This window comes from Rhodopirellula europaea 6C (assembly GCF_000338295.1).
GTDB lineage: Bacteria > Planctomycetota > Planctomycetia > Pirellulales > Pirellulaceae > Rhodopirellula > Rhodopirellula europaea.
Genome location: NZ_ANMO01000029.1, coordinates 24,236 through 43,257, shown reverse-complemented (window position 1 = coordinate 43,257; position 19,022 = coordinate 24,236). Strand labels below are relative to the sequence as shown.

14 protein-coding genes are annotated in these 19,022 nt (G+C 54.2%); 10 read left to right on the top strand and 4 right to left on the bottom strand.

Going from position 1 to position 19,022, the window contains the following annotated elements; all coding sequences use genetic code 11:
- The first annotated feature begins 261 nt into the window (after window positions 1-261).
- The 8 genes from RE6C_RS02945 (at window position 262) to RE6C_RS02910 (ending at window position 7,488) form a co-directional block, all read left to right on the top strand.
- Window positions 262-714: a hypothetical protein gene (locus tag RE6C_RS02945; RefSeq protein WP_008653715.1), complete on the top strand. Its 453-nt coding sequence runs from the start codon at window positions 262-264 to the stop codon at window positions 712-714.
- A 48-nt stretch (window positions 715-762) separates the two neighbouring features.
- On the top strand, window positions 763-1,059 hold the full coding sequence (locus tag RE6C_RS02940; RefSeq protein WP_008653712.1) for a hypothetical protein: 297 nt from the start codon (window positions 763-765) through the stop codon (window positions 1,057-1,059).
- Window positions 1,060-1,206: 147 nt separating this feature from the next.
- Window positions 1,207-1,713 carry a hypothetical protein gene (locus RE6C_RS02935; RefSeq protein ID WP_008653711.1) on the top strand — a complete coding sequence of 169 codons (507 nt, stop codon included), beginning with the start codon at window positions 1,207-1,209 and terminating at the stop codon, window positions 1,711-1,713.
- Between the two features lie 26 nt (window positions 1,714-1,739).
- Window positions 1,740-2,249 (top strand): hypothetical protein, encoded by a 510-nt coding sequence (locus RE6C_RS02930; protein ID WP_008653709.1) that lies wholly within the window; start codon window positions 1,740-1,742, stop codon window positions 2,247-2,249.
- Window positions 2,250-2,405: 156 nt separating this feature from the next.
- On the top strand, window positions 2,406-2,987 hold the full coding sequence (locus RE6C_RS02925) for a transglutaminase-like domain-containing protein (RefSeq protein ID WP_236617901.1): 582 nt from the start codon (window positions 2,406-2,408) through the stop codon (window positions 2,985-2,987).
- Window positions 2,988-3,346: 359 nt separating this feature from the next.
- Window positions 3,347-4,579 (top strand): efflux RND transporter periplasmic adaptor subunit, encoded by a 1,233-nt coding sequence (locus tag RE6C_RS02920; RefSeq protein ID WP_008653704.1) that lies wholly within the window; start codon window positions 3,347-3,349, stop codon window positions 4,577-4,579.
- A 25-nt stretch (window positions 4,580-4,604) separates the two neighbouring features.
- A complete protein-coding gene (locus tag RE6C_RS02915) occupies window positions 4,605-5,894 on the top strand; it encodes a prenyltransferase/squalene oxidase repeat-containing protein (protein WP_008653703.1) in 1,290 nt (429 codons plus the stop codon).
- Between the two features lie 190 nt (window positions 5,895-6,084).
- On the top strand, window positions 6,085-7,488 hold the full coding sequence (locus RE6C_RS02910; RefSeq protein ID WP_008653702.1) for an alkaline phosphatase D family protein: 1,404 nt from the start codon (window positions 6,085-6,087) through the stop codon (window positions 7,486-7,488).
- A gap of 159 nt (window positions 7,489-7,647) precedes the next feature.
- On the opposite strand, the gene RE6C_RS02905 is transcribed toward RE6C_RS02910, so the two are convergent.
- The 4 genes from RE6C_RS02905 to RE6C_RS02890 all read right to left on the bottom strand — a co-directional run bounded on the left by RE6C_RS02905 (window position 7,648) and on the right by RE6C_RS02890 (window position 16,511).
- Complete coding sequence (locus RE6C_RS02905; protein WP_008653700.1) at window positions 7,648-8,559, bottom strand: sugar phosphate isomerase/epimerase family protein; 912 nt, start codon at window positions 8,557-8,559, stop codon at window positions 7,648-7,650.
- Between the two features lie 248 nt (window positions 8,560-8,807).
- Window positions 8,808-11,660, bottom strand: a complete 2,853-nt coding sequence (locus tag RE6C_RS02900; RefSeq protein ID WP_008653699.1) for a hybrid sensor histidine kinase/response regulator — start codon at window positions 11,658-11,660, stop codon at window positions 8,808-8,810.
- Window positions 11,660-13,174 (bottom strand): ATPase domain-containing protein, encoded by a 1,515-nt coding sequence (locus RE6C_RS02895; RefSeq protein ID WP_008653696.1) that lies wholly within the window; start codon window positions 13,172-13,174, stop codon window positions 11,660-11,662. Before RE6C_RS02895 ends, RE6C_RS02900 begins: the two co-directional genes overlap by 1 nt.
- 4 nt (window positions 13,175-13,178) lie before the next feature.
- Window positions 13,179-16,511, bottom strand: coding sequence for a PAS domain S-box protein (locus RE6C_RS02890; protein WP_008653694.1), 3,333 nt, complete (start codon window positions 16,509-16,511; stop codon window positions 13,179-13,181).
- Between the two features lie 980 nt (window positions 16,512-17,491).
- On the opposite strand from RE6C_RS02890, the gene RE6C_RS02880 reads away from it, so the two are divergent.
- On the top strand, window positions 17,492-18,691 hold the full coding sequence (locus RE6C_RS02880) for a DUF1559 domain-containing protein (RefSeq protein ID WP_008653691.1): 1,200 nt from the start codon (window positions 17,492-17,494) through the stop codon (window positions 18,689-18,691).
- A gap of 153 nt (window positions 18,692-18,844) precedes the next feature.
- Entirely contained in the window at window positions 18,845-19,018 is a 174-nt protein-coding gene (locus RE6C_RS32095; protein WP_160167180.1) for a hypothetical protein, read from the top strand.
- The last annotated feature ends 4 nt before the right edge of the window (window positions 19,019-19,022 follow it).

Below are 19,022 nucleotides of genomic sequence, written 5' to 3'. Positions count from 1 at the left end.
CTGCACGACCTCAGCAGCGGGAGGGGGCGGGAAGCGAGCGTTCAGTGAGATTTCTGGGGGAGGGTAGGCATCGTTTTGCTCGGGATTGGCTTGATCGGTCTGCTGCATTTTCCGGATGAGTCGCCCACTACCGGATCTCCGATGAATTTGGAGACAATCAGCGCCCACGGTGACGATTGATTCGGCCCTCGATGAAGACGGGGATCATTCGATTGATCGTTGATCAATGAGCTTGTCCGTTCTCTCACTTCGAGCGTTTCCATGCAGAGAAGACATTTTCTTTCGTTCTCAGCATTCGCTGCCGCCGCATCGGTCACCGGATGCGATTCCGGCAACGTGACGGAACCCATTGCGGCCTCGGTGGAGCGAGTGGCGACGGAGGTCGACGAAGCTGTCGATGAGACGTCGACCGAAGACTTGGAACGCTATCGTGTTGCTTTGCGAGGCTACGAAATCGTTTCGGGGATGATTGGCCCGCGAGTGTTCTTCTTGCCCTATCCTGGGATGCGAATTCTGTCCGTGGTGATTGTGGCGACGACGGTTTCAGCGAAGTTGGCGGTCAAGTACATCGACACCGAGTTGATCCAGCGACAGTTCGAAGAAGAACTAACTGACGAAGAACGCTCGCTGGTCGAGGCAGATGGCTACGTCCGATTTGAAACCGAAAGCGGCGTTTCAGAGACGGTTATGTTGGGACCCAGCGAGTACGCGTGAATTCGTCGATCATCGAGATTCTTATGAGCCACGGTATCGGAGCCAATTGTGAAAGCCCCTCATCCCACGATCACTCTCGGATTCAACGTTCTCCTGATTTTGTACTCGGCGGGGACAGGGTTCATCACGTTCGCTTTTTCTGACAAAGCCCAGGGCGTTCCCATCCAAGGCTTGGTTCTCACATCGTTGATCGACTTTGTACGGTACCTGATCATGATGTTCATCTCCGCATGGTTCATTCGCGAATTCTGGAATCGGTTGGTCGCGGATTTGTTCACAACGCGACTGATCGCTTATCGCGAGGCCATCACCATCGTCGTCCTTTTGGGTTTGTTCGGATTGTGATCGACCGACAATTGATTTGTGACGGGCAATTTGACTCGTCCAAGCGGTGGCAATAAGATCACTTGATCGCTTCCCTTTCGTGACCAACGGTCGACGAAGTGCATTCGGCGAACTTTCCAGTCCATTTGTTTGTTGGAGAATTCAGCCATGCACCTTTCTGTTGGTATCTTTGAGCTCGTCTTGCCCGCCGTCCTTGGGCTCGTCTCACTGCTTTTGCGGTGGCGTCGGAGCAAGCTTCTGCAAACGGCGGAGATTGCCTTTGCTTGTTCCTGCGGTGCGACCTTGCTATCGCCCGCGGACCTCGCATCAACGCTGCTCTTCACCGTCGCGTTCTTTCTGTGTTTTCAACTTGGCACCCGTTTCAAGAAGCCGGTGAAGAAAGACGTGACGATGGAGAAGGACGTCGACCAATCACAATCGAGCTGGGTGAATCCATTTCGATTCGGAGTAGTGGTTGTTGCGTTCGGAGTTGCCGCTTTTGCGTTTGGGCAAATTCAGCTTTGGCAGCAGCCCGCCGGACCGCTGGCCCATCAAGTTTTCCGAGCATGGGCGGCCAGCTGGATTGGAACCATCCTGCTCGTGTTGTCAGCAGCGTTTTGGGGTTACCATTTCGCAAGCAGACAAATGCTGAGTAAGAAGGATGCTTCCGTTTGACCGCACTTGAGCAGAACAGGAGCTTCATGCGTTTTACATTGACGCAAATTTTGACCACGGTGCTCATCGTTGTCTTGGGTTTCGCGCTCGTTGGTACTCAGATCCGCCATCAGCGTCGGATCGCTTCGTTGGAACATGCCCTTTATCAGGCTCGCTCGGACATTGCGATTGCCGAGTATGGTTCTGCGAGTTGTCTGTTGCTGGAACTTCATCCAAGTTTCTATGGCGAACCATCGAGCGTGCGTTTCTTAAAACATGAAATTGCTTGTTCAATCTTGATGCACTGGGAACGTGAAGCGGCAATTGACGCCGCGATGGACACTCCTGGTCATTGCAAGGCATTTGCGAAACGAGGGTTGGAGCTCCTGGAGTGCGCAACACCAGACGATTTTGTTCACGGCTTGCGTTCGTCGTTCTCGATTTATCCTGACGATGAATTGGATTCTTGGTTCTTAGGTAGTCCACCAGGTGACCTGCTCAACTTCAAGGCTTTCTTGCAGGCGGCATTTGAACTGAATGAACCTGACGGTGGTTAGACTTGTCCGTCTTCCAATGGGCGTTATTCGCACGGAAAGTGTGGCATAGGCTTCCAGCCTGTGTTCTTCGCAATCACAGGCTGGAAGCCTATGCCACTTGTTTTCTGCACCGTCCTTCGCACGCTCTACTTTCCAAGACTGACCAACGGAACCGAAATGAGTTCATCTCCCAATCCAGATGACTACCTTGGGCATTGCGAGGACATTGATGCTGGCCATCCGGACATCGTTGAATGTGCACGCAAGCTGGCGGGGGCATCGATGGAGGAAACCGCGAAGAACTGTTTTGAGTTTGTGCGCGACGCGATCCGGCACACCGGAGATGAACAGCGCAACCCAGTGACATGCCGAGCGTCGGATGTGCTATCGCACGGGATTGGATACTGCTACGCCAAGAGTCATCTGCTTTGTGCTTTGTTGCGAGCCAACCAAATTTCCGCCGGGATGTGTTACCAGCGATTGTCGGTTGATGGCGATGGTCCACCGTTCTGCTTGCACGGTTTGAACGCCGTTCATTTGCCTGGGCATGGTTGGGTTCGGATCGACGCTCGTGGGAACAAACTCGGTGTGAACGCCCAGTTCGATCCGCCTCGTGAGCAACTGGCGTTTGCGACCGAAATGGAAGGCGAATGCGATCTTCCAGAGGTTTGGCAAAAGCCACATCCGGCCGTGGCAGAGCGGCTGAGGCGGCACGATGATTGGATTGAACTGGCCGAAGATTTGCCTGATGTCGTTTGAAGGCAATCGGCATCCGCCAGACAGTACAATGGAGACCACTGTTGCAGCGTGGTCGAGTGATTGGCGATGGATATTTGGTGTTCGCCTTCATGCTGCTCGTCGGTGACGATGAACCGAAGAGGGGCTGAGCCCTCCTGCGACAGCCAACTAGCGACGAGATTGCGGCGCTGCCTTCATTCAGTGCTTGGAATCGACTCGTTGTATTTCGGTCGATTGATTCGGTAATTTCTGGAGATACTCTGAAAAGCCACGCCGCTTTTTCGGCGGTATACCACGCCGAAGTGAGCCGTCTTGAAACAGACGACCGAACAAAAATTGCCGATCACTGTCGTCCCACATCGCCTTGAGAGAATGACATCATGAATTGTTTGTTGAATCGAATGACTCGAGCCGCCGTCGCAGCATTCTGCGTGATCCTCGGGGCCAATTCGCTTCTCGCGTTGGACGACGCGCCGAAGGACAAGGAAGCAGTGAAGGCTGCTGAACCGGTCAAGGTGCAGGGAACATTCGAGGCGACTCGAAGTTGGGAATTGAACCACGGGTTGGATCAGTTTGGTGAACTTGAGATCAAGAAGATCCTGCCGCACGGAACCGAAGTCAAAGAGGGCCAGACGGTCGTTTGGTTTGACACTGAATCCATCGACAAAAAACTTTCTGCCGCCGAGATCGATATCCGCTTGGCAAGAATCACCGCGGCGGATGAACAATTTGCGTTTGACCTATTCGTTGCTGCTCAGAAACTTGATCGCGAAGATGCGGAGCGTGCACGTCAGTCTGCCAAGCAGGCTTACGACAACTACTTGCAAGTCGACCGGGATCGGAAAATCAAAAGTGCCAAATTCGACATCAAATCGTCCAAGGCCTCGTTGGAAAACGCGGCGGAGGAATTGAAGCAGCTTCAGCAGATGTACGACGCGGATGACTTGACCGAAGAGTCCGAAGAGATCGTGCTCAAGCGTGCCAAGCGTTCGGTCGAGTCCGCTCAGTTTCGATTGGAAAGCACCGAGATCCGATCCAAACGAACGATGGAGCAATCCATTCCCGCAGAGGACGCTCAAACGGAGGCGACTTGGGAACGGGCTCAGATGGCTTACGAGAAAACCCTTCGCAACCTCGACAGTGCCAAGAAGAAACGCGACATCGAACGTCGAAAGGCCGCCGAAGCTTTGGCAGAAAAGGAAGCCGACTTCGAAGAGCTTCGCCAGCAACGAAAGTCGATCGTCATCAAAGCTCCTGGTGGCGGCATCTTGCTTTATGGAGAACTCAATCGTGGTGCTCTCAATGCCAAGCCCAGTCCGATCAAGGCGGGGGCGAAAGTTTCAACCGACCAGGTCATCGCCACCGTGGTCCAGCCCAAAAAGATGCGAGTTCGTTTGACGTTGAGCGAGGCGGATTTGGCAGGCATCAAGACAGGCGATTCATGCGTCATCAAGCCAGCACTTGATCCGAAGGGCGAAGTGAAAGGCGTCGTTGATTCGGTTGCGACGGTGCCATTCATGGGAACCAAGTTTGATGCGACCGTGAAGGTCGTTGGGCAATTGCCTGACGCGGTGAAGCCCACCATGACGGCAACCGTTGAACTGACGAAGTGATCGTGGTCATCCTCGGGAAAACGCTATGAACATCAAGCAAACCGAACAATCTTTCACGATGACTTTGGTCACTCGGCTCATTCGAAGATCGTCTCTTCGCTGCGTGTTGGTGATTGCTGTCTTTTGTCCGCTGGTGTTGAGCTCGCCATCCCATGCGGAAGAGTTACCGGCGGTGGCGCACTTCGATGTGACTCGCACCCCCGTGCCACCTGAAATTGATGCACCCACCGAATCGGATATTCGCTCAGCGATCGTGCGTGGCATCGAGTTCATGCTCGAAGACCAGAACCCGAACGGTTCTTGGGGATCACCGACTCGGACGAAAGGTCTGAATATCTACGCCCCGGTTCCTGGAGCACACCATGCGTTTCGAGCCGCGACCACGTCGTTAGGAATCGCTGGGTTGATTGACACTTTCGAACACTTGCCGGCGGATGCACCCGAACAAAGTTTGCGAGCACAAGTTCGCGATTCGGTTGAACGAGCGGAAACATGGTTATTCCGCGAATTGCCGAAGCTGCGTCGAGCGGATGGCTCGGCCGTGTACAACGTCTGGGGGCATGGCTATTCGATCCAGGCCCTGGTGCGTTTGCATGAATGGCACAAGGACGATGCGGATCGCCAAGGCAGCATCGTCAGTCTGATCCAGGATCAATTCGAAATGCTGCAGCGTTACGAATCGGTCGACGGTGGTTGGGGCTACTACGACTTTCGTTATCAAGCCGACCAGCCAACGTCGTCGTCGACCAGTTTTGTCAACGGAGCGGTGTTGGTTGCCCTGAAGGAAGCCGACTCGCTCGGTATCACTCCGCCCAAGCGTATGGTGGATCGGGCGGTGGCTGCGTTAGGGAGACAACAGAAACCCGACTTCAGCTATTTATATAGCGAAGACTTGCAGTACCGACCGATGCGCGAGATCAATCGTCCGGGCGGCAGTCTCGGCCGGTCCCAGTGCTGCAACGCGGCAATGCGAGTTTGGGGCGATTCCAAAATCACCGACGACGTCGTGAAGGTTTGGCTTTGCCGGCTTTATCTACGCAATGGCTGGCTCGACATTGGCCGCAAGCGACCGATTCCCCACGAAGCCTGGATGCAAGTGGCCGGATACTTCTACTTCTTTGGCCACTACTACGCCGCAGTGGGAATGGATTTGTTGCCCGCAGACGAACGTGCGCCATATCAATCGATGCTGGCCAAGCTGATGCTGGATCGGCAAGAATCCGACGGTTCGTGGTGGGATTACCCGCTGTACGACTACCACCAACCCTACGGCACCGGGTTTGTCTTGATGACATTGGATTCCTGCATGCCATGAGCAATCTGAACCGTAGTGGACGACGCAAGAAGTCCTTCCCCAAAGAAGCCGTCACTCTTTCCACCGCATCAGCGATTGCCTGACGTTCCAGGCATCTCTCCCCAGTTGGCAACCTGGCTGTGATAACATGGTCGCCCCTCCTTCAAACGGGCCACGCCAGACTCTCCCACAGAACGCCACCATGAAGAGAATGCTGTCCGGGATCCTCCTTGCGATCCTTCCTGCCACAACGGTTTCCTTCGCCAAGCCGCCGATCCCAACACCCCGCGAGACGCCGGTGGTGGGCGACATGGATCACTACTTCCTTGAGTCCATGTACGGACTCAAAGAATCGGACGCTGGATTGCAGCACGTGGTCGATTCGCCCGAGTTTCGTGAATTGGTGGCGAAGCATGACTTGAAGCTGTTGGGCGGACCAATGCTGGGCTGCGTCACCGACCACAGCGCTCGCATCTGGGTTCGAACGACAGAAGCCGCCAGCGTGCAGGTTGTGATGGACGGTCAATCCAGCGAGGTCGTCGAAACCTCTGCGGAGATGGACTACTCAGCACTTTTGGACCTCGACGATCTCCAGCCCTCGACGTCGTACACCTACGATGTTCTGGTCAACGGAAAGAGTGTCTTTGCCGACAACAAGCCAACCTTCCGGACTTATCCGTCCAAAGATGAGAAGGCGACGTTCAGTGTCGCTTTCGGCGGTGGAGCCCGTTACAACCCGCCGAAAGAAAAAATCTGGGACGTAATCGCTGGTCGGTCACCGGACGGAATCCTGCTGCTTGGTGACAACGTTTACATCGATCAACCCAAGTCGCGTACGAAGCAGCGTGTTCACTACTACCGCCGGCAATTACGACCTGAATTTCAACGTCTGACCGCGTCGACGTCGGTGTACGCGGTCTACGACGATCACGACCTTGGCGTGGATGATTCCTCGGGCGGCCCCCGTAAATTCAAGCCGAGTTGGAAATTCGAATCGTGGAAAGTTTTTCGCGAGAATTGGAACAATCCAGCATACGGCGGTGGTGATGAGCTTCCCGGTTGTTGGTTTGATTTCTCTATCGGCGATGTCGACTTTTTCATGCTCGACAATCGGTACTACCGATCGTTCGAAGATGGAACGATGCTGGGGCCAGAGCAAAAAGAATGGCTGCTGGACAAGCTGAAAGCGTCCGATGCCACGTTCAAAGTTCTCGCCTCAGGGACGCTGTGGACGGAGCACGCGGACAAGGGAGGTCGGGATTCGTGGTGGGGCGTGAAAGAAGAACGCAACGAGATCTTCGATTTCATCGAGACGGAAAACATCGGCGGCGTGATTCTGCTGTCCGCCGATCGTCACCGAACCGACGTGTACAAGATCGAACGTCCAAACAGTTATGACCTGTTTGAGTTCGAGACTTCGAAGATGACAAATGATCACACCCATCCAACCAAAGAAGAAGCGGTCTTTTCTTACAACGAAGGCAACTTCTTTGGGTTGCTGAAGTTTGACTTGGAAAAGCCCGATCCTGAGGTCACGTTTGAGTGCATCACAATGGAAGACCAAAAGGTCTATGAGATGACTTTGAAACGAAGCCAACTGCAGGCTGCGGAGTGACCACAACGAAGGCGATCCCGCAAGCAACAACACGAAACACGGGCAGCCAAGGGCGATTCCACAAATCATGCAAGAAATCACGATGTGTTGTGAAAGTAGCGTCAGTTGAACTGTGAGTTGCAAGAACCAGATACCGAATCGGATCGGCCCAGGTGTTTGCTATGGAGTCGTGTAGGGTGCCGGTGTCTTCGGTTTCGCACCGCCGCTGCCGGGCATTTGAAGCTCTTTGCGAACCCAGCGAACCCCTTCGATGTTCTCAGTCAATGATTCGCTGGTATCCAAATCTGAGCGATGGTCGAGAATGCCAATTGGCCCCTGGTAGTCGCTTTCCATAACGACCCGAATCATCTCGGTTTCATACTGCCCCTTGCCGAGGCCCAGGATCTTCGGATTGGCGCCATCCACCATCCCGTTCAGATTCAGACAGTGCAGATACGGGAGCATCAACTCGAACGATTGCTTCCAGTCGTGGATGTGATCATGACCATGATGAAAGTTGTAGGTGATGCCAACGTGATCGAATCCTTGCTCACGAAGCAAACGGCACATTGAGACCAGGTTCTCTGGTTCGCCCGCCCAACCCCCGTGGTTGTACAGAGACAGCTCGCAGCCCAATCGCTGGGTTTCCTCCGCGGCAGGAACCATGTGCTCGACGGCTCGCTGTATCTTCTGCTCCTGAGTTCCTTCGTTGAGGTTGGGCGGCATCATCCAGATTTGCGGATGCAGGTCGTGCTTTTCAAACAAGCGATATGCTTCTGGATGGCCGCCCCAGAAGGCGAAGAACTCGATCCCGTGCTTGCGGTATTCCAGAATCTCTTGTTCGAAAGTTGGGACATGTTCGGCTCGCCAATCGTAAGCACAACGGCGGATGCCCAACTCGCGGAGCATTCGAGCTCGCTCGGCCGGTGTCCGCTTGGCTGCGTCAAAGGGAACAATGCACCAAGCCACCAGATTCTCTTGTCGCAGGATGTCAGTCGTCGCGTCGTCGTCCGCAACGGGAGATTGGGCCAGTGCCCTTGCTGACAACCCGATGAACAAAAGCAACGCCGAAACACGAAACAAAACAGACATGGGTGAGTGCTTCAGGTGGAAGTGAGATCAACGCGGTTCAACACAGAACACGCGCCGATGAGGCGGGGTGGAACAGAGATTTGCAGGATACACGGGCGGCTTGCGAAACCAGTTGAAAAACAACACAGTCGCTCCCCCGGAAATCTCGCTGAACGCTCGCTTTCCGACCCCTGCCGCTGCGCGGACGGGGTTCTCAAAGCGTTACTGGCACAGCACCTAACAACTGCACGACCCCCACAAGGCAGAGGCTACGACTTCAGTAACCGATCGATCATTGCGATCAATTTTTGACTGTCCAGTGGTTTGGTAGTGTAGTCGGTGCAGCCGGCCGCCAAACACTCGTCGCGATCACTCTTCATCGCATTTGCGGTCAATGCAATGACGGGCAGCTCGCAACCGCGACGACGAAGTTCCGCCGTGGCATCGTACCCGTCTAAGACTGGCATCTGCATGTCCATCACAATCAAGTCGATTTCGGGCCTCGGTTCGGCAAAGATGGTTTCGATTGCTTCTTGGCCATTGGTCGCTGTGATGACCGTCCCACCGGCTTTCTCGATGAAGTGCTGAGCCAGATAGCGAATATCACGACGGTCATCGACCACCAAGATATTCGCCGAAATTCGAATCTCTTCTTTGATCTTTTCAGACGAAACATCGATCAACAGGTTTGGCTCCACTAACCGTCCCGACGAGACAGCTTCAATCGTCAAGGTAAACGTGCTGCCCTTTCCATAGGTGCTTTTAACCGAGACATCGCCGCCCAATGCGTGTGCTAAACGGCGACAAATTGCCAGTCCCAATCCGGTCCCACCAAATGAACGCGTCGATGTGCTGTCCGCTTGAACAAACGGTTCAAACAACGACGCTTGATCTTCCGGTTTGATTCCGATTCCCGTGTCGACAATCTGGAAGATCAATCGGCAAGTACCGGCAGGCGGCGATTGTGAATTCGATTCATCAATCTCTTCAGCTCGCGTTCCGGGGCCGTCATAGCACACCAGAATTTTCACTTCGCCGGAGTCTGTGAATTTGATCGCGTTGCCGACCAGATTCAACAAAACTTGCCGAAGCCGTACCGCATCAGTTTCGATCAGATCCGGGATCGGACCGTCGAACTCAATCTTCAATGGCAAATGTTTCTCAGACGCTCGAACATCCATCAACGAGCGGACCTCCGCCAACAAACCATCGGGCCGAACGCGATCGGTTTCCAATTGCATCTTGCCCGAATCGATCTTGGACAAATCCAAGATGTCGTTGATGATGTTCAACAAGAAGTTCCCATTCCGACGGATCGTTTCGACCACCTGGATGTTGTCCGGATCCTTCAAATGGTCCTTCAGAATATTCGCATGACCGAGGATCGCGGCCATCGGAGTCCGAATCTCATGCGACATATTGGCAAGAAATTCACCTCGTGAACGGTTCGCATTTTCCGCGATCACCTTCGCTTGCTTCAGCGACTTCTCGAACGCCTTTCGATCATCCACGTCGATGACATAGCCGGTGTAGCCAACAAAGACGCCTTCAGAATCAAAACGCGGCCGTCCCACATCAACCACCCACCGATAGCTGCCATCGGACATCCGCAAGCGGAACTCTGACCAGAACGGTTGACGAGCTTCTGCCGAATTCAAGAATTCTTGGGCGGCGCGTTCATGGTCCTCAGGATGAGTCGCATTCGTCCAACCGAGTCCCATTCCTTCTTCTTGGGTCTGGCCGGTCGTGTCGTACCAGTTCTTGGACAAAAACGTACACATGTGGTTTTCGTCGGTAACCCACAGCATCGCAGGCGAAGCGTCCGCGATCTCACGAAAGTACCGCTCACTTTCGCGAAGCAAATCCACCGACAACTGACGTTGTGTGTTGTTATAGAAATGACAAACCACGCCATGGCGGCTGTCCGGCAACACGATTCGCTCGATCGACCAATCATAGGCCTCGGTCTCGCTGGTATCGACTCGCTGTTCCACCAACGGTGGCGCAACGTAAGGCTCGCCGGTTTCGAGAGTGTGCCGAAACACTCGAATCGCTTCCTCGACGAACTCGTCTGGCCAGATCGTTCTCATAACCTCTTCGAACGGTCTGCCAATCAATGGCTCCGCATTGATAAATACCTTTCGTGCACCGGCACTGACGTAACGCATTCGAAAATCTGCGTCGACAACATACAAACCTTGCGGGTTGTCGTTGATCAGCCGCTGAAACGTTTCATGTGACTGACGAAGTTCCATTTCAGCGGTTTTGCGTTCCGTGATATCCCACTGCAAACCCGTGTACCGCAATGTCTTTCCAGACTTTCCCTTTACCGGCTCTCCCACAGCCACCAACCATCGCTCGCCTAGCTTGGGATGATTGATTCGAAACTCGCTTCGAAAAGGAGCGTTTTGCTCGATCGCCTGAGACCATTGATTCGCGATCTGTTCGCGTTCCGATTCCACAATCGATCCAAACATAGCCGACTCACTCGGCTGTACATTCTCGCCGAATCCATGCAAGCGTCGAAATGCTTCGGACCAGTAGACGTGCGTCTTGCTCCACTCCCAAGCAGCCATTCCGCCAGCCTGAATGGCCATGTCCAATCGACGCGCCTCTCGCCGAAGGCTCGTCTGGACTCGATCCTTTTCAAGTAGCAGGTCTCGCACTTCGAACTGTCGCATGCGGTCTCGTAGTTTTGCCCGCACCGTGTTGATGAAGACCGCAATTCGCAGCGGTCGATTGATCAACGTGACGTGTTCCAGCGAGAGGATTCGTTCCAACAATTCTGAATCGGGATCGCCCGCTTGCAGAAGCACTAAGATCGGCACCTCGGACCATTTGGGTTGGCGGGCAAGCACTGTCTTCAGGTGCTCGATGGCCGGATCGGTCAGGTGTTCCTGCGCAATCAAGGCGATACCAGCACCTTCAAGAATGGTGCTGGCAAATCCTTCGATCGTTTCGCAGCAACAAACGGCGACGTCATTTGCTGTCAAAATTTTGACGCACAGTTTGGCATCTTGCTGCGTCGGAGCATACGCGACAACGCGTTGGTTGTTGCTGTCTTGATCAGTGTTCGGGCTCTCTAGTTCATCTTCGATTACCGCTTTTCGCAAGGATTCCATCAGCTCGGCCGACCTTCCGCGTCTCCCCGGTCAATCAACGAATCGTTCTCGCCTTTGAACTCAGGAACCCCCGTCAGAATGCCACTGAACTCTGTCAGTGGAGGCCCAATTTCGACACCGCGTTCACTGAGTTTGAATTCCCGAATCGTCCGTTCATGCTGCCCGGTGCGTTTCTTGATGACGGAGATCGCTTGACGGATTTTTCCGTCGGCTTCGAAATAGCGGAACAGCACCACCGAATCAGCTAGGTAACTGGTGTCGACCGGCGTCCCCATCGTTTGTCCCAACATCCCATGTTGAGCGACGACGACCAACGTGAGGATGCCGCGCTTGCCGAGGTACTGCAGCATCTCGTGCATCTGGATAATGAGAAACTTCTCGTGGGGCATCGCATTCAAATAGCCATTTACGCTGTCGATGGCAACGATCCCGACGCGGCGGCCTTGTTCATCGGGTTGAACCGAGTCGCGTACCAAACAAGCAAACTCACTGGGCGTGATTTCTCCCGGAACCAAACTGATGATTTGGATCAAGCCCTCGTCAACTCGTTTTTGCAGATCAAACCCGAGCCCTTTCGCACGAACGAACAAAGACTGCACGCTTTCCTCAAATTGGAATAACACCGCTCGTTCGTTTCGATCAGCCGCCGCAATCGCGAATTGCAACGCCATCGATGATTTCCCAACGCCCGCAGGTCCCAAAAACAGCGCACTGGTTCCCGCGTTCAAGCCTCCACCGAGCAACTTGTCGAATCCCTCGTTGCCGCTATCAATCAAATGCGTTTCGGCGACCTCGATAGGTTGGTCGGTCGCTTCCCGCGGGAAAATCTTCAATCCCCCACGAACGATCCGCAAGTCGTGGGCACCACCAATGAAGCTGTTGCCACGATGTTTCAAAACTCGCAGTCGGCGTCTTTCGCCACCATAGTCCGACAGCAGATGTTCCAGCCGGATGACTCCGTGAGCGATGCTTTGCAAGTGCTGATCATCCAACCCCGAATAGTCGTCCAGCAATAGAACCGTGCAACCTCGGCCAACAAAGAACTGTTTGAGAGCAAGAATCTGTCGGCGATATCGTAGTGAACCCTGCGACAACAAACGCATTTCGGACAGTGAGTCAAAAACAACTCGTGTGGGTTCCAGCTCTTTGACGCGTTCCAAAACACGGTCGACCGTGGCGCCGAGTTCGATTTCGGAAGGCTCGAACATTGTGTACTGCAAACGTGCGTCGTCGGTCGCATCGATCAATTCAAAAATTTCGATGTTGTCGAGTGACCAACCATGCGATTCCGCGACTCCCTCGAGCTCTTGCTTGGTTTCCGAGAGCGTGACGTACAACCCATTCTCACCTTTGCGGGCACCTTCCAGCAGGAATTGCAGTGCGAGTGTCGTCTTGCCAGTGCCAGGCATTCCTTCGACGAGGTAAAGCCGATCGGCGGTCAGTCCTCCATGCAGGATGTCATCCAGTGGCGGATTTCCCGTGCTGATTTTCGATTGCGAGTCATACGTCGTCATGTCGTCAATTGCCTTTGCGTTCAACCGCGTCGGAATTTAGCTCGGTGAATTGGGCGATCAATCCAATCATTCGATTCGCGTCGATCGGTTTCGAGAGATAGTCATTGCACCCCGCTTCCAAACATTCGTTCATATCACCCTGCATGGCGTCGGCGGTGAGCGCAATGATCCATCCCGTGTAGCCAAGCCTGCGAAGAGTCCGAGCTGTTTCATAACCATCGAGGTTGGGCATTTGCATGTCCAGAAGGACCACGTCCGGGCAGTTGTCATTGTTCAAGCGGTCGGTCATGTAATCAACTGCGATTTGTCCATCCTCGCATTCGTCGACCGTTGCTCCCGCTTTCGTGAGCAACGCTCGACTGAGAAAACGAAGGTCATGACGATCGTCGACAACGAGCACATGGCAACGTAACGGGTTCTGCACGCCCGCCAACCGGTTGCCGCCAGTTCCAGCGAATCCCGCATCAGATTTGGACAACATTTCGTCGTGATCCACGTCAAATAAGTGCGAATAGTCTACCATCGCGACATCCGCCAAATCGCCCACCGCGACCGACACGGTGAACGTGCTACCAACTCCTTCGGTGCTGCTGGCGAGGATCGTTCCGCCGAGCATCTCGGTCAGCCGTTTGCTGATCGCCAGCCCCAAGCCCGTTCCGCCGAAGGTCCGCGTCACACTGGTATCACCTTGTGAAAACGGTTTGAACAAGCGTTTTTGTTGTTCGTCACTCATCCCGATGCCGGTGTCAACGATATCGATGTGCAACAACTTGTTGAATCGAACTCGGATTTGCACCCTACCCTTTGGCGTGAACTTGATCGCGTTGCCAACCAAGTTGATCAGGATCTGCTTCAAGCGTTTGCTATCGGATTCAATCGTTTTAGGAAGCAAACCAGAGTATCGAACTTCGAGCGATAGGCCGCCTTCTTTCGCACGCACCTCCATGATGCTGCGGACGTCTTCGATCAGTTGAGCGGGCTCAAATCGTTCGGGATGAACCTCCAATTTGCCAGCTTCAATCTTCGACAAATCCAAAATGTCGTTGATGATATCCAACAGGTAGTCGCCATTGCGGCGGATCGTTTCCAAATGCTCGATGGCTTCTGAGTTCTCCACCATGTCCCGAACCAAATCGGCGTATCCCAAGATCGCCGTCATCGGTGTCCGAATCTCGTGCGACATATTCGCGACAAAAGCACTCTTGGATTGGCTCGCCGCTTCAGCAACCGCCCGAGCTTGTTCGAGTTCGAGTTGCGATTCGGTACGCTCGATTCGCAAATAAACCATCTCGGTCAAGTTGTCTAAGAAGCGAACCTCATCATCACGCCATCGATACGGTTTGTCTTTGGTGATGAACAACGTCCGATGCAAAATCTTCGTCGCTTCGAAGGAACCCTGTGTTACCGCCGCGATTCCCAGGTCTGCGAATTGTTGAATTTTCTCGGCACTTCGACCCGAATGGCTGATGTCATCGATTCGCACCGGTTTGCCGGACTCAATCTCTCGCATCTCGTCGTCATTCAGAAAATCCTTGATCTGATGAGTCCCGACGATTGGCGACAGATGTTCGTCGTGCGATTCGTGGAACACTTCCGTCGTCTGAGCGTCCAGCCGAATGTAGGCCAAGTAGCAACGTGACGCGGAGAAGTGTTTTTGAATCCGCTGAGTCGCGAGCTGCATGATCGCTTCCGGGTCCGTCAACTCACTGAGTTGTTCCAGCAACTCCGAACGCACGCGAGCTTTGACTTGCCGCCGTAGATCGACGGTGACATCCATCGTGACACCGAAGAAATCAGCGATGCCCCCGTTCCCGTCAGCGACGACTTGCCCGATCGCCCGAATCCAACGTTGATTCCCGGATGGCAAATCAATCGTGTACTCTTCGCGATAGCTCGAGAAGTTCTTCATCGCATTCGTGATCGATCCAATCACGCGATCTCGATGGTTCGGTGAGATTCGCTTGGCAAAGTCATCAAGCGTGACATCTTGCTGGTCGTCGAAACCCCACATCCGCCTGAGCGGACCGTCCAGAATCAGACGCTGCTGATTGCTGTCCCAACCCCATGCGGCAATGCCGGCGAACGCCAAGGATTTATCCAGCCGAGCGGACGCACGTTTGAGCTCAACTTCGTGGGCCTTCTGAACAGTTGTGTCACGAACCTCGATCACCGTCGAAACGGGTTTGCCATCCTCAAAGATCGGACTCGCGGCACAGACAACAGGGAACGAGCTGCCATCTTTTCGAAAGAACAGATCCTCATGGGCGCGAACTGAAAAGTCCTCCGGCAGCGCTCGGTCGATCGGGCACTCTGACATCGGATACGGACGACCATCGGGATAATGATGGTGGATCAGATCATGAAGCGGTGCGGATCGAATTTCCTCTTCATCAAAACCAGTCATGTCGAGCAACGCTTGGTTGCAATAGATCACGTGACCGGTGGCATCCATCATCACCAAGCCCTGGGTCGAGTTCTCAGCGATCGTGCGCACGAGTTGTTCGCTTTTCTTCAATTCGACTTCCGCTCGATGCCTGTCGCCAATGTCTGTTCCGGAGGGAATGAGGAACTCAACTTCGCCATAGCGGTCCATTACTGGCGCGATCATGAAGTCGATGCGGACACCTTCATCACCGTACGCAAACAGCGACACATCGAATCGAACTACCTCGCCGGCGAACGCTCGGTCCATCGCTTCTCTCACTCTGCCAGCAACGCTTGGGTCATAGGTCCACCACGGTGCCTCGGCAAAATGTTTCCCGATCACATCTTCGCGAGCAACTTTGGCAATCTCCAAACTCCGATCATCGACCTCGACGAGAATCCCCTCTCGATCGATCACGCCAACCAACCCGAGTTGGTGATTGATGACTCGCCGCAGATGTGCCTCCCGCTCGGCAGCTTCCGAGTGATGAGTCTCTTTCGATTGAGACGTCTTGGGATCATCGATGGCGGAGCTCATCAAGACCCAGCAATCGATCGAACCATCGGCTTGGCGCTGAGGCACTGCCTGAGCTTGCACGCCGATGTACGCCCCATCCTCCCGCCGCAGTCGAAACTCGATCGCAGCGACGCCCTCGCGAGCCGAATTGTTCAGGGCCTCAACCGCAGATTGCCGGTCCTCGGGATGGACAGCATCGAGCCACTGCGTTTTCGTCAAATGATCGAGTGTTTGGCCTGTGAAAGCACGCCAACTGGGCGAGTCTTCGACAAACTTTCCATCGCGGTCAGCGATCCAAACAATTCGCGATGAAGCTTCAGCTAGCAATCTGAACGCTTCCTGGCCTGCCGCGGACGCTCCCACGCCAACAATCAAAGGAGAATCCGGGTCCGTCATTCGCTCAACGCTCGTTCAGTTCTGATGTTACGTCTGCATATCCGCCTATGCAAAACTTGTTCAGCGTCCATTCATGGTGCGTAAATTGAATCCGCCCCTCGAGATGCCGTCAATCCAATCGCTCAACGATTGCTTCCTCTCCCGGTCGTATTGCGTAGAAAGTGTCGCGACCACTGGCGTCAGCACACGCTGCAGATGAGCGGACACCTCGTGAGCACGCAAAATGCGACCGTCTCGACACAATGTAGACGAATTCAGCGCGCACCCTCCGCTCGTCTCAGCCACAAACCAGACGAGAACAATCGCGAGCCAGGCACAACTGCGTGCATCCAGCCAATGCCATTGTTTCCGCGAGCACGTTGCTGACCTACGAACCAGGCGGATCTCAATGATTGCCGCCCCGGCAGTCCAGCCCAAACTTCAGCCGCCACGTCAAACAATGGAGCAGTAGCCAACGAGACGATGCCCATCACGATTGAGCACGACTTGCCCCATCGCACCTTATCCATCTGAACGCTGGATCCAACCGAACGGTGCATCCACTCGAACGCTGCATCCACTCAAACTCTCCGGTTGCGAATCAAAGAATAGACGCCGCAGCTGATTGATGCTTTGCCTCTGTCATCGTCGGAAACCAACAGCGTTCAACCGTCGAGTCAGCAGCCCAATCAGGCGCACCCACTGGAAAACCAATTGAACGTTATCGGCGGACAACCCAACGCTAATTGCCCGTATCGCGCAGCAACCCACCGCTGCCAGTCGCAAAATGACATAAGACGGCCGTGGAAATTCATTGTTTGTCGGTTCCACAATCGATAGGTTTCAAAGACAGCCCATCAGTCATCGACATTCGTCGAAGGTCATTCGACCTAACAATCGAAGATGCGAAAGCTTGCACGGTCTTATCAAGCCCATGCGTTTTCGTCGTTCGGAAATTGGATGACTGCTATTCATTGAGCGCATTTAAAATGGGGACCATTATGACGTACTCAAGGCAACGACGCGGTTTCACCTTGGTTGAACTCCTCGTCGTAATCGCAATTATCGGCGTTCTCGTCGGATTGCTTCTTCCCGCGGTGCAAGCAGCCCGCGAAGCCGCACGGCGAATGAGTTGCAGCAACAACTTCAAACAGATGGGGCTTGCTATTCACAACTACCATTCCGCATTCAATCAAATGCCCACGCATGGTGCGGGCACAAACCCGGAACCGCCTGATGCTTGGTTCAGAACATCGACAACAGGCAATCGCGTGCGGTTGAGTGCTTTGGTTCCGATGCTGCCATACATTGAACAACAAGGTTTATGGGAACAAATCTCCAATCCCAGCACGCAACGCACCGATGGCGCAGTTCAGTCGCCACCGTGGCCGGCGATGGGCCCGACCCCGGATCAAATTCAATACATGCCTTGGGTCAATGAGATCCCTACCTTCCGCTGCCCGAGTGATCCCGGTCGTGGTTTACCCGCGTTGGGACGGACCAACTATGGCGCCTGTCTAGGTGATTCGATTTGGCAATTGCACTTCGGACCTTATAACAACAACCGTACGACCATCACCAACGGTCGCGCACGCCAAGCCCGCGCCGCGCACCGTGGGTTCTTCATGCCTTTGCAAGATTCCAAGTTCCGTGACACCCTCGATGGTCTGTCCAACACCATTGCGATGGGTGAGATGATCACGGCTTTGCAAGATGGCGACAAACGAGGCAATAGCGTTGCAACGAACGGCGGGAACTCCGGTCCATTTGGTCTTGCTGCGTTGCGTCGTAACCCCAACATTTGCACCGACCGCGGCTACGTCGATCCCGAGCGGCCACAATTCTGGCTGCCAGAGTGGCAACAACAAAATCGACGCAACTTTGCTCGCGGCCACCGCTGGGCCGACTACCTGCCGCTGATGTCAGGTGTCCTCACGATCCTGCCTCCCAACCGAGAAGCGTGCGGTCGGTACAACGCGTTGGGGACGACCTTGGTCGCAACCGTCTCCAGCCGACACCAAGGTGGTGCGCACGTCTTAATGGGCGATGGAGCTGTTCGGTTTGTCACTGACTCCATCGAAGCAGGCAATTCGAACGCCGAAAACATTTGGCAAAACAATGTGCCCGGCTCGGCGAGCCCCTATGGATTGTGGGGCGCGCTCGGCACACGTGCTTCCAAAGAAACAACCGAAGAATTCTGACGCCTGAACTTCGACGCCTGAACGATTCCATGTTTCTTCTGCCCGTGTTCATTGCAACGACTTCATTGCAATGACGGGTTCATTACAACGGCGGGCGGAAGCATCTTTTTTGAAACAACAAACTCGAACGAGAATCAACCGATGAATTCAGTCTTGAAATATTCTCTTGTGATGTTGGTCGCCTGTGTCCTGTCCGGATGTGGCGGGTCCGACCAGAACCCACTGGCCACCGACGGTGCCACCGCGGACGACTTGGCCAAGTACGAAGCCGAATTGGCGGCGACCAACTCGGACGCGGGCTACGATGAAACGGTGCCTGCGGAATAGACCG

Bases quoted from the DNA above. Each gene is read 5' to 3' on its own strand.
- RE6C_RS02945 (WP_008653715.1), top strand. From the start codon at position 262: ATGCAGAGAAGACATTTTCTTTCGTTCTCAGCATTCGCTGCCGCCGCA.
- RE6C_RS02935 (WP_008653711.1), top strand. From the start codon at position 1,207: ATGCACCTTTCTGTTGGTATCTTTGAGCTCGTCTTGCCCGCCGTCCTT.
- RE6C_RS02930 (WP_008653709.1), top strand. From the start codon at position 1,740: ATGCGTTTTACATTGACGCAAATTTTGACCACGGTGCTCATCGTTGTC.
- RE6C_RS02925 (WP_236617901.1), top strand. From the start codon at position 2,406: ATGAGTTCATCTCCCAATCCAGATGACTACCTTGGGCATTGCGAGGAC.
- RE6C_RS02920 (WP_008653704.1), top strand. From the start codon at position 3,347: ATGAATTGTTTGTTGAATCGAATGACTCGAGCCGCCGTCGCAGCATTC.
- RE6C_RS02915 (WP_008653703.1), top strand. From the start codon at position 4,605: ATGAACATCAAGCAAACCGAACAATCTTTCACGATGACTTTGGTCACT.
- RE6C_RS02910 (WP_008653702.1), top strand. From the start codon at position 6,085: ATGCTGTCCGGGATCCTCCTTGCGATCCTTCCTGCCACAACGGTTTCC.
- RE6C_RS02905 (WP_008653700.1), bottom strand. From the start codon at position 8,559: ATGTCTGTTTTGTTTCGTGTTTCGGCGTTGCTTTTGTTCATCGGGTTG.
- RE6C_RS02900 (WP_008653699.1), bottom strand. From the start codon at position 11,660: ATGGAATCCTTGCGAAAAGCGGTAATCGAAGATGAACTAGAGAGCCCG.
- RE6C_RS02895 (WP_008653696.1), bottom strand. From the start codon at position 13,174: ATGACGACGTATGACTCGCAATCGAAAATCAGCACGGGAAATCCGCCA.
- RE6C_RS02890 (WP_008653694.1), bottom strand. From the start codon at position 16,511: ATGACGGACCCGGATTCTCCTTTGATTGTTGGCGTGGGAGCGTCCGCG.
- RE6C_RS02880 (WP_008653691.1), top strand. From the start codon at position 17,492: ATGACGTACTCAAGGCAACGACGCGGTTTCACCTTGGTTGAACTCCTC.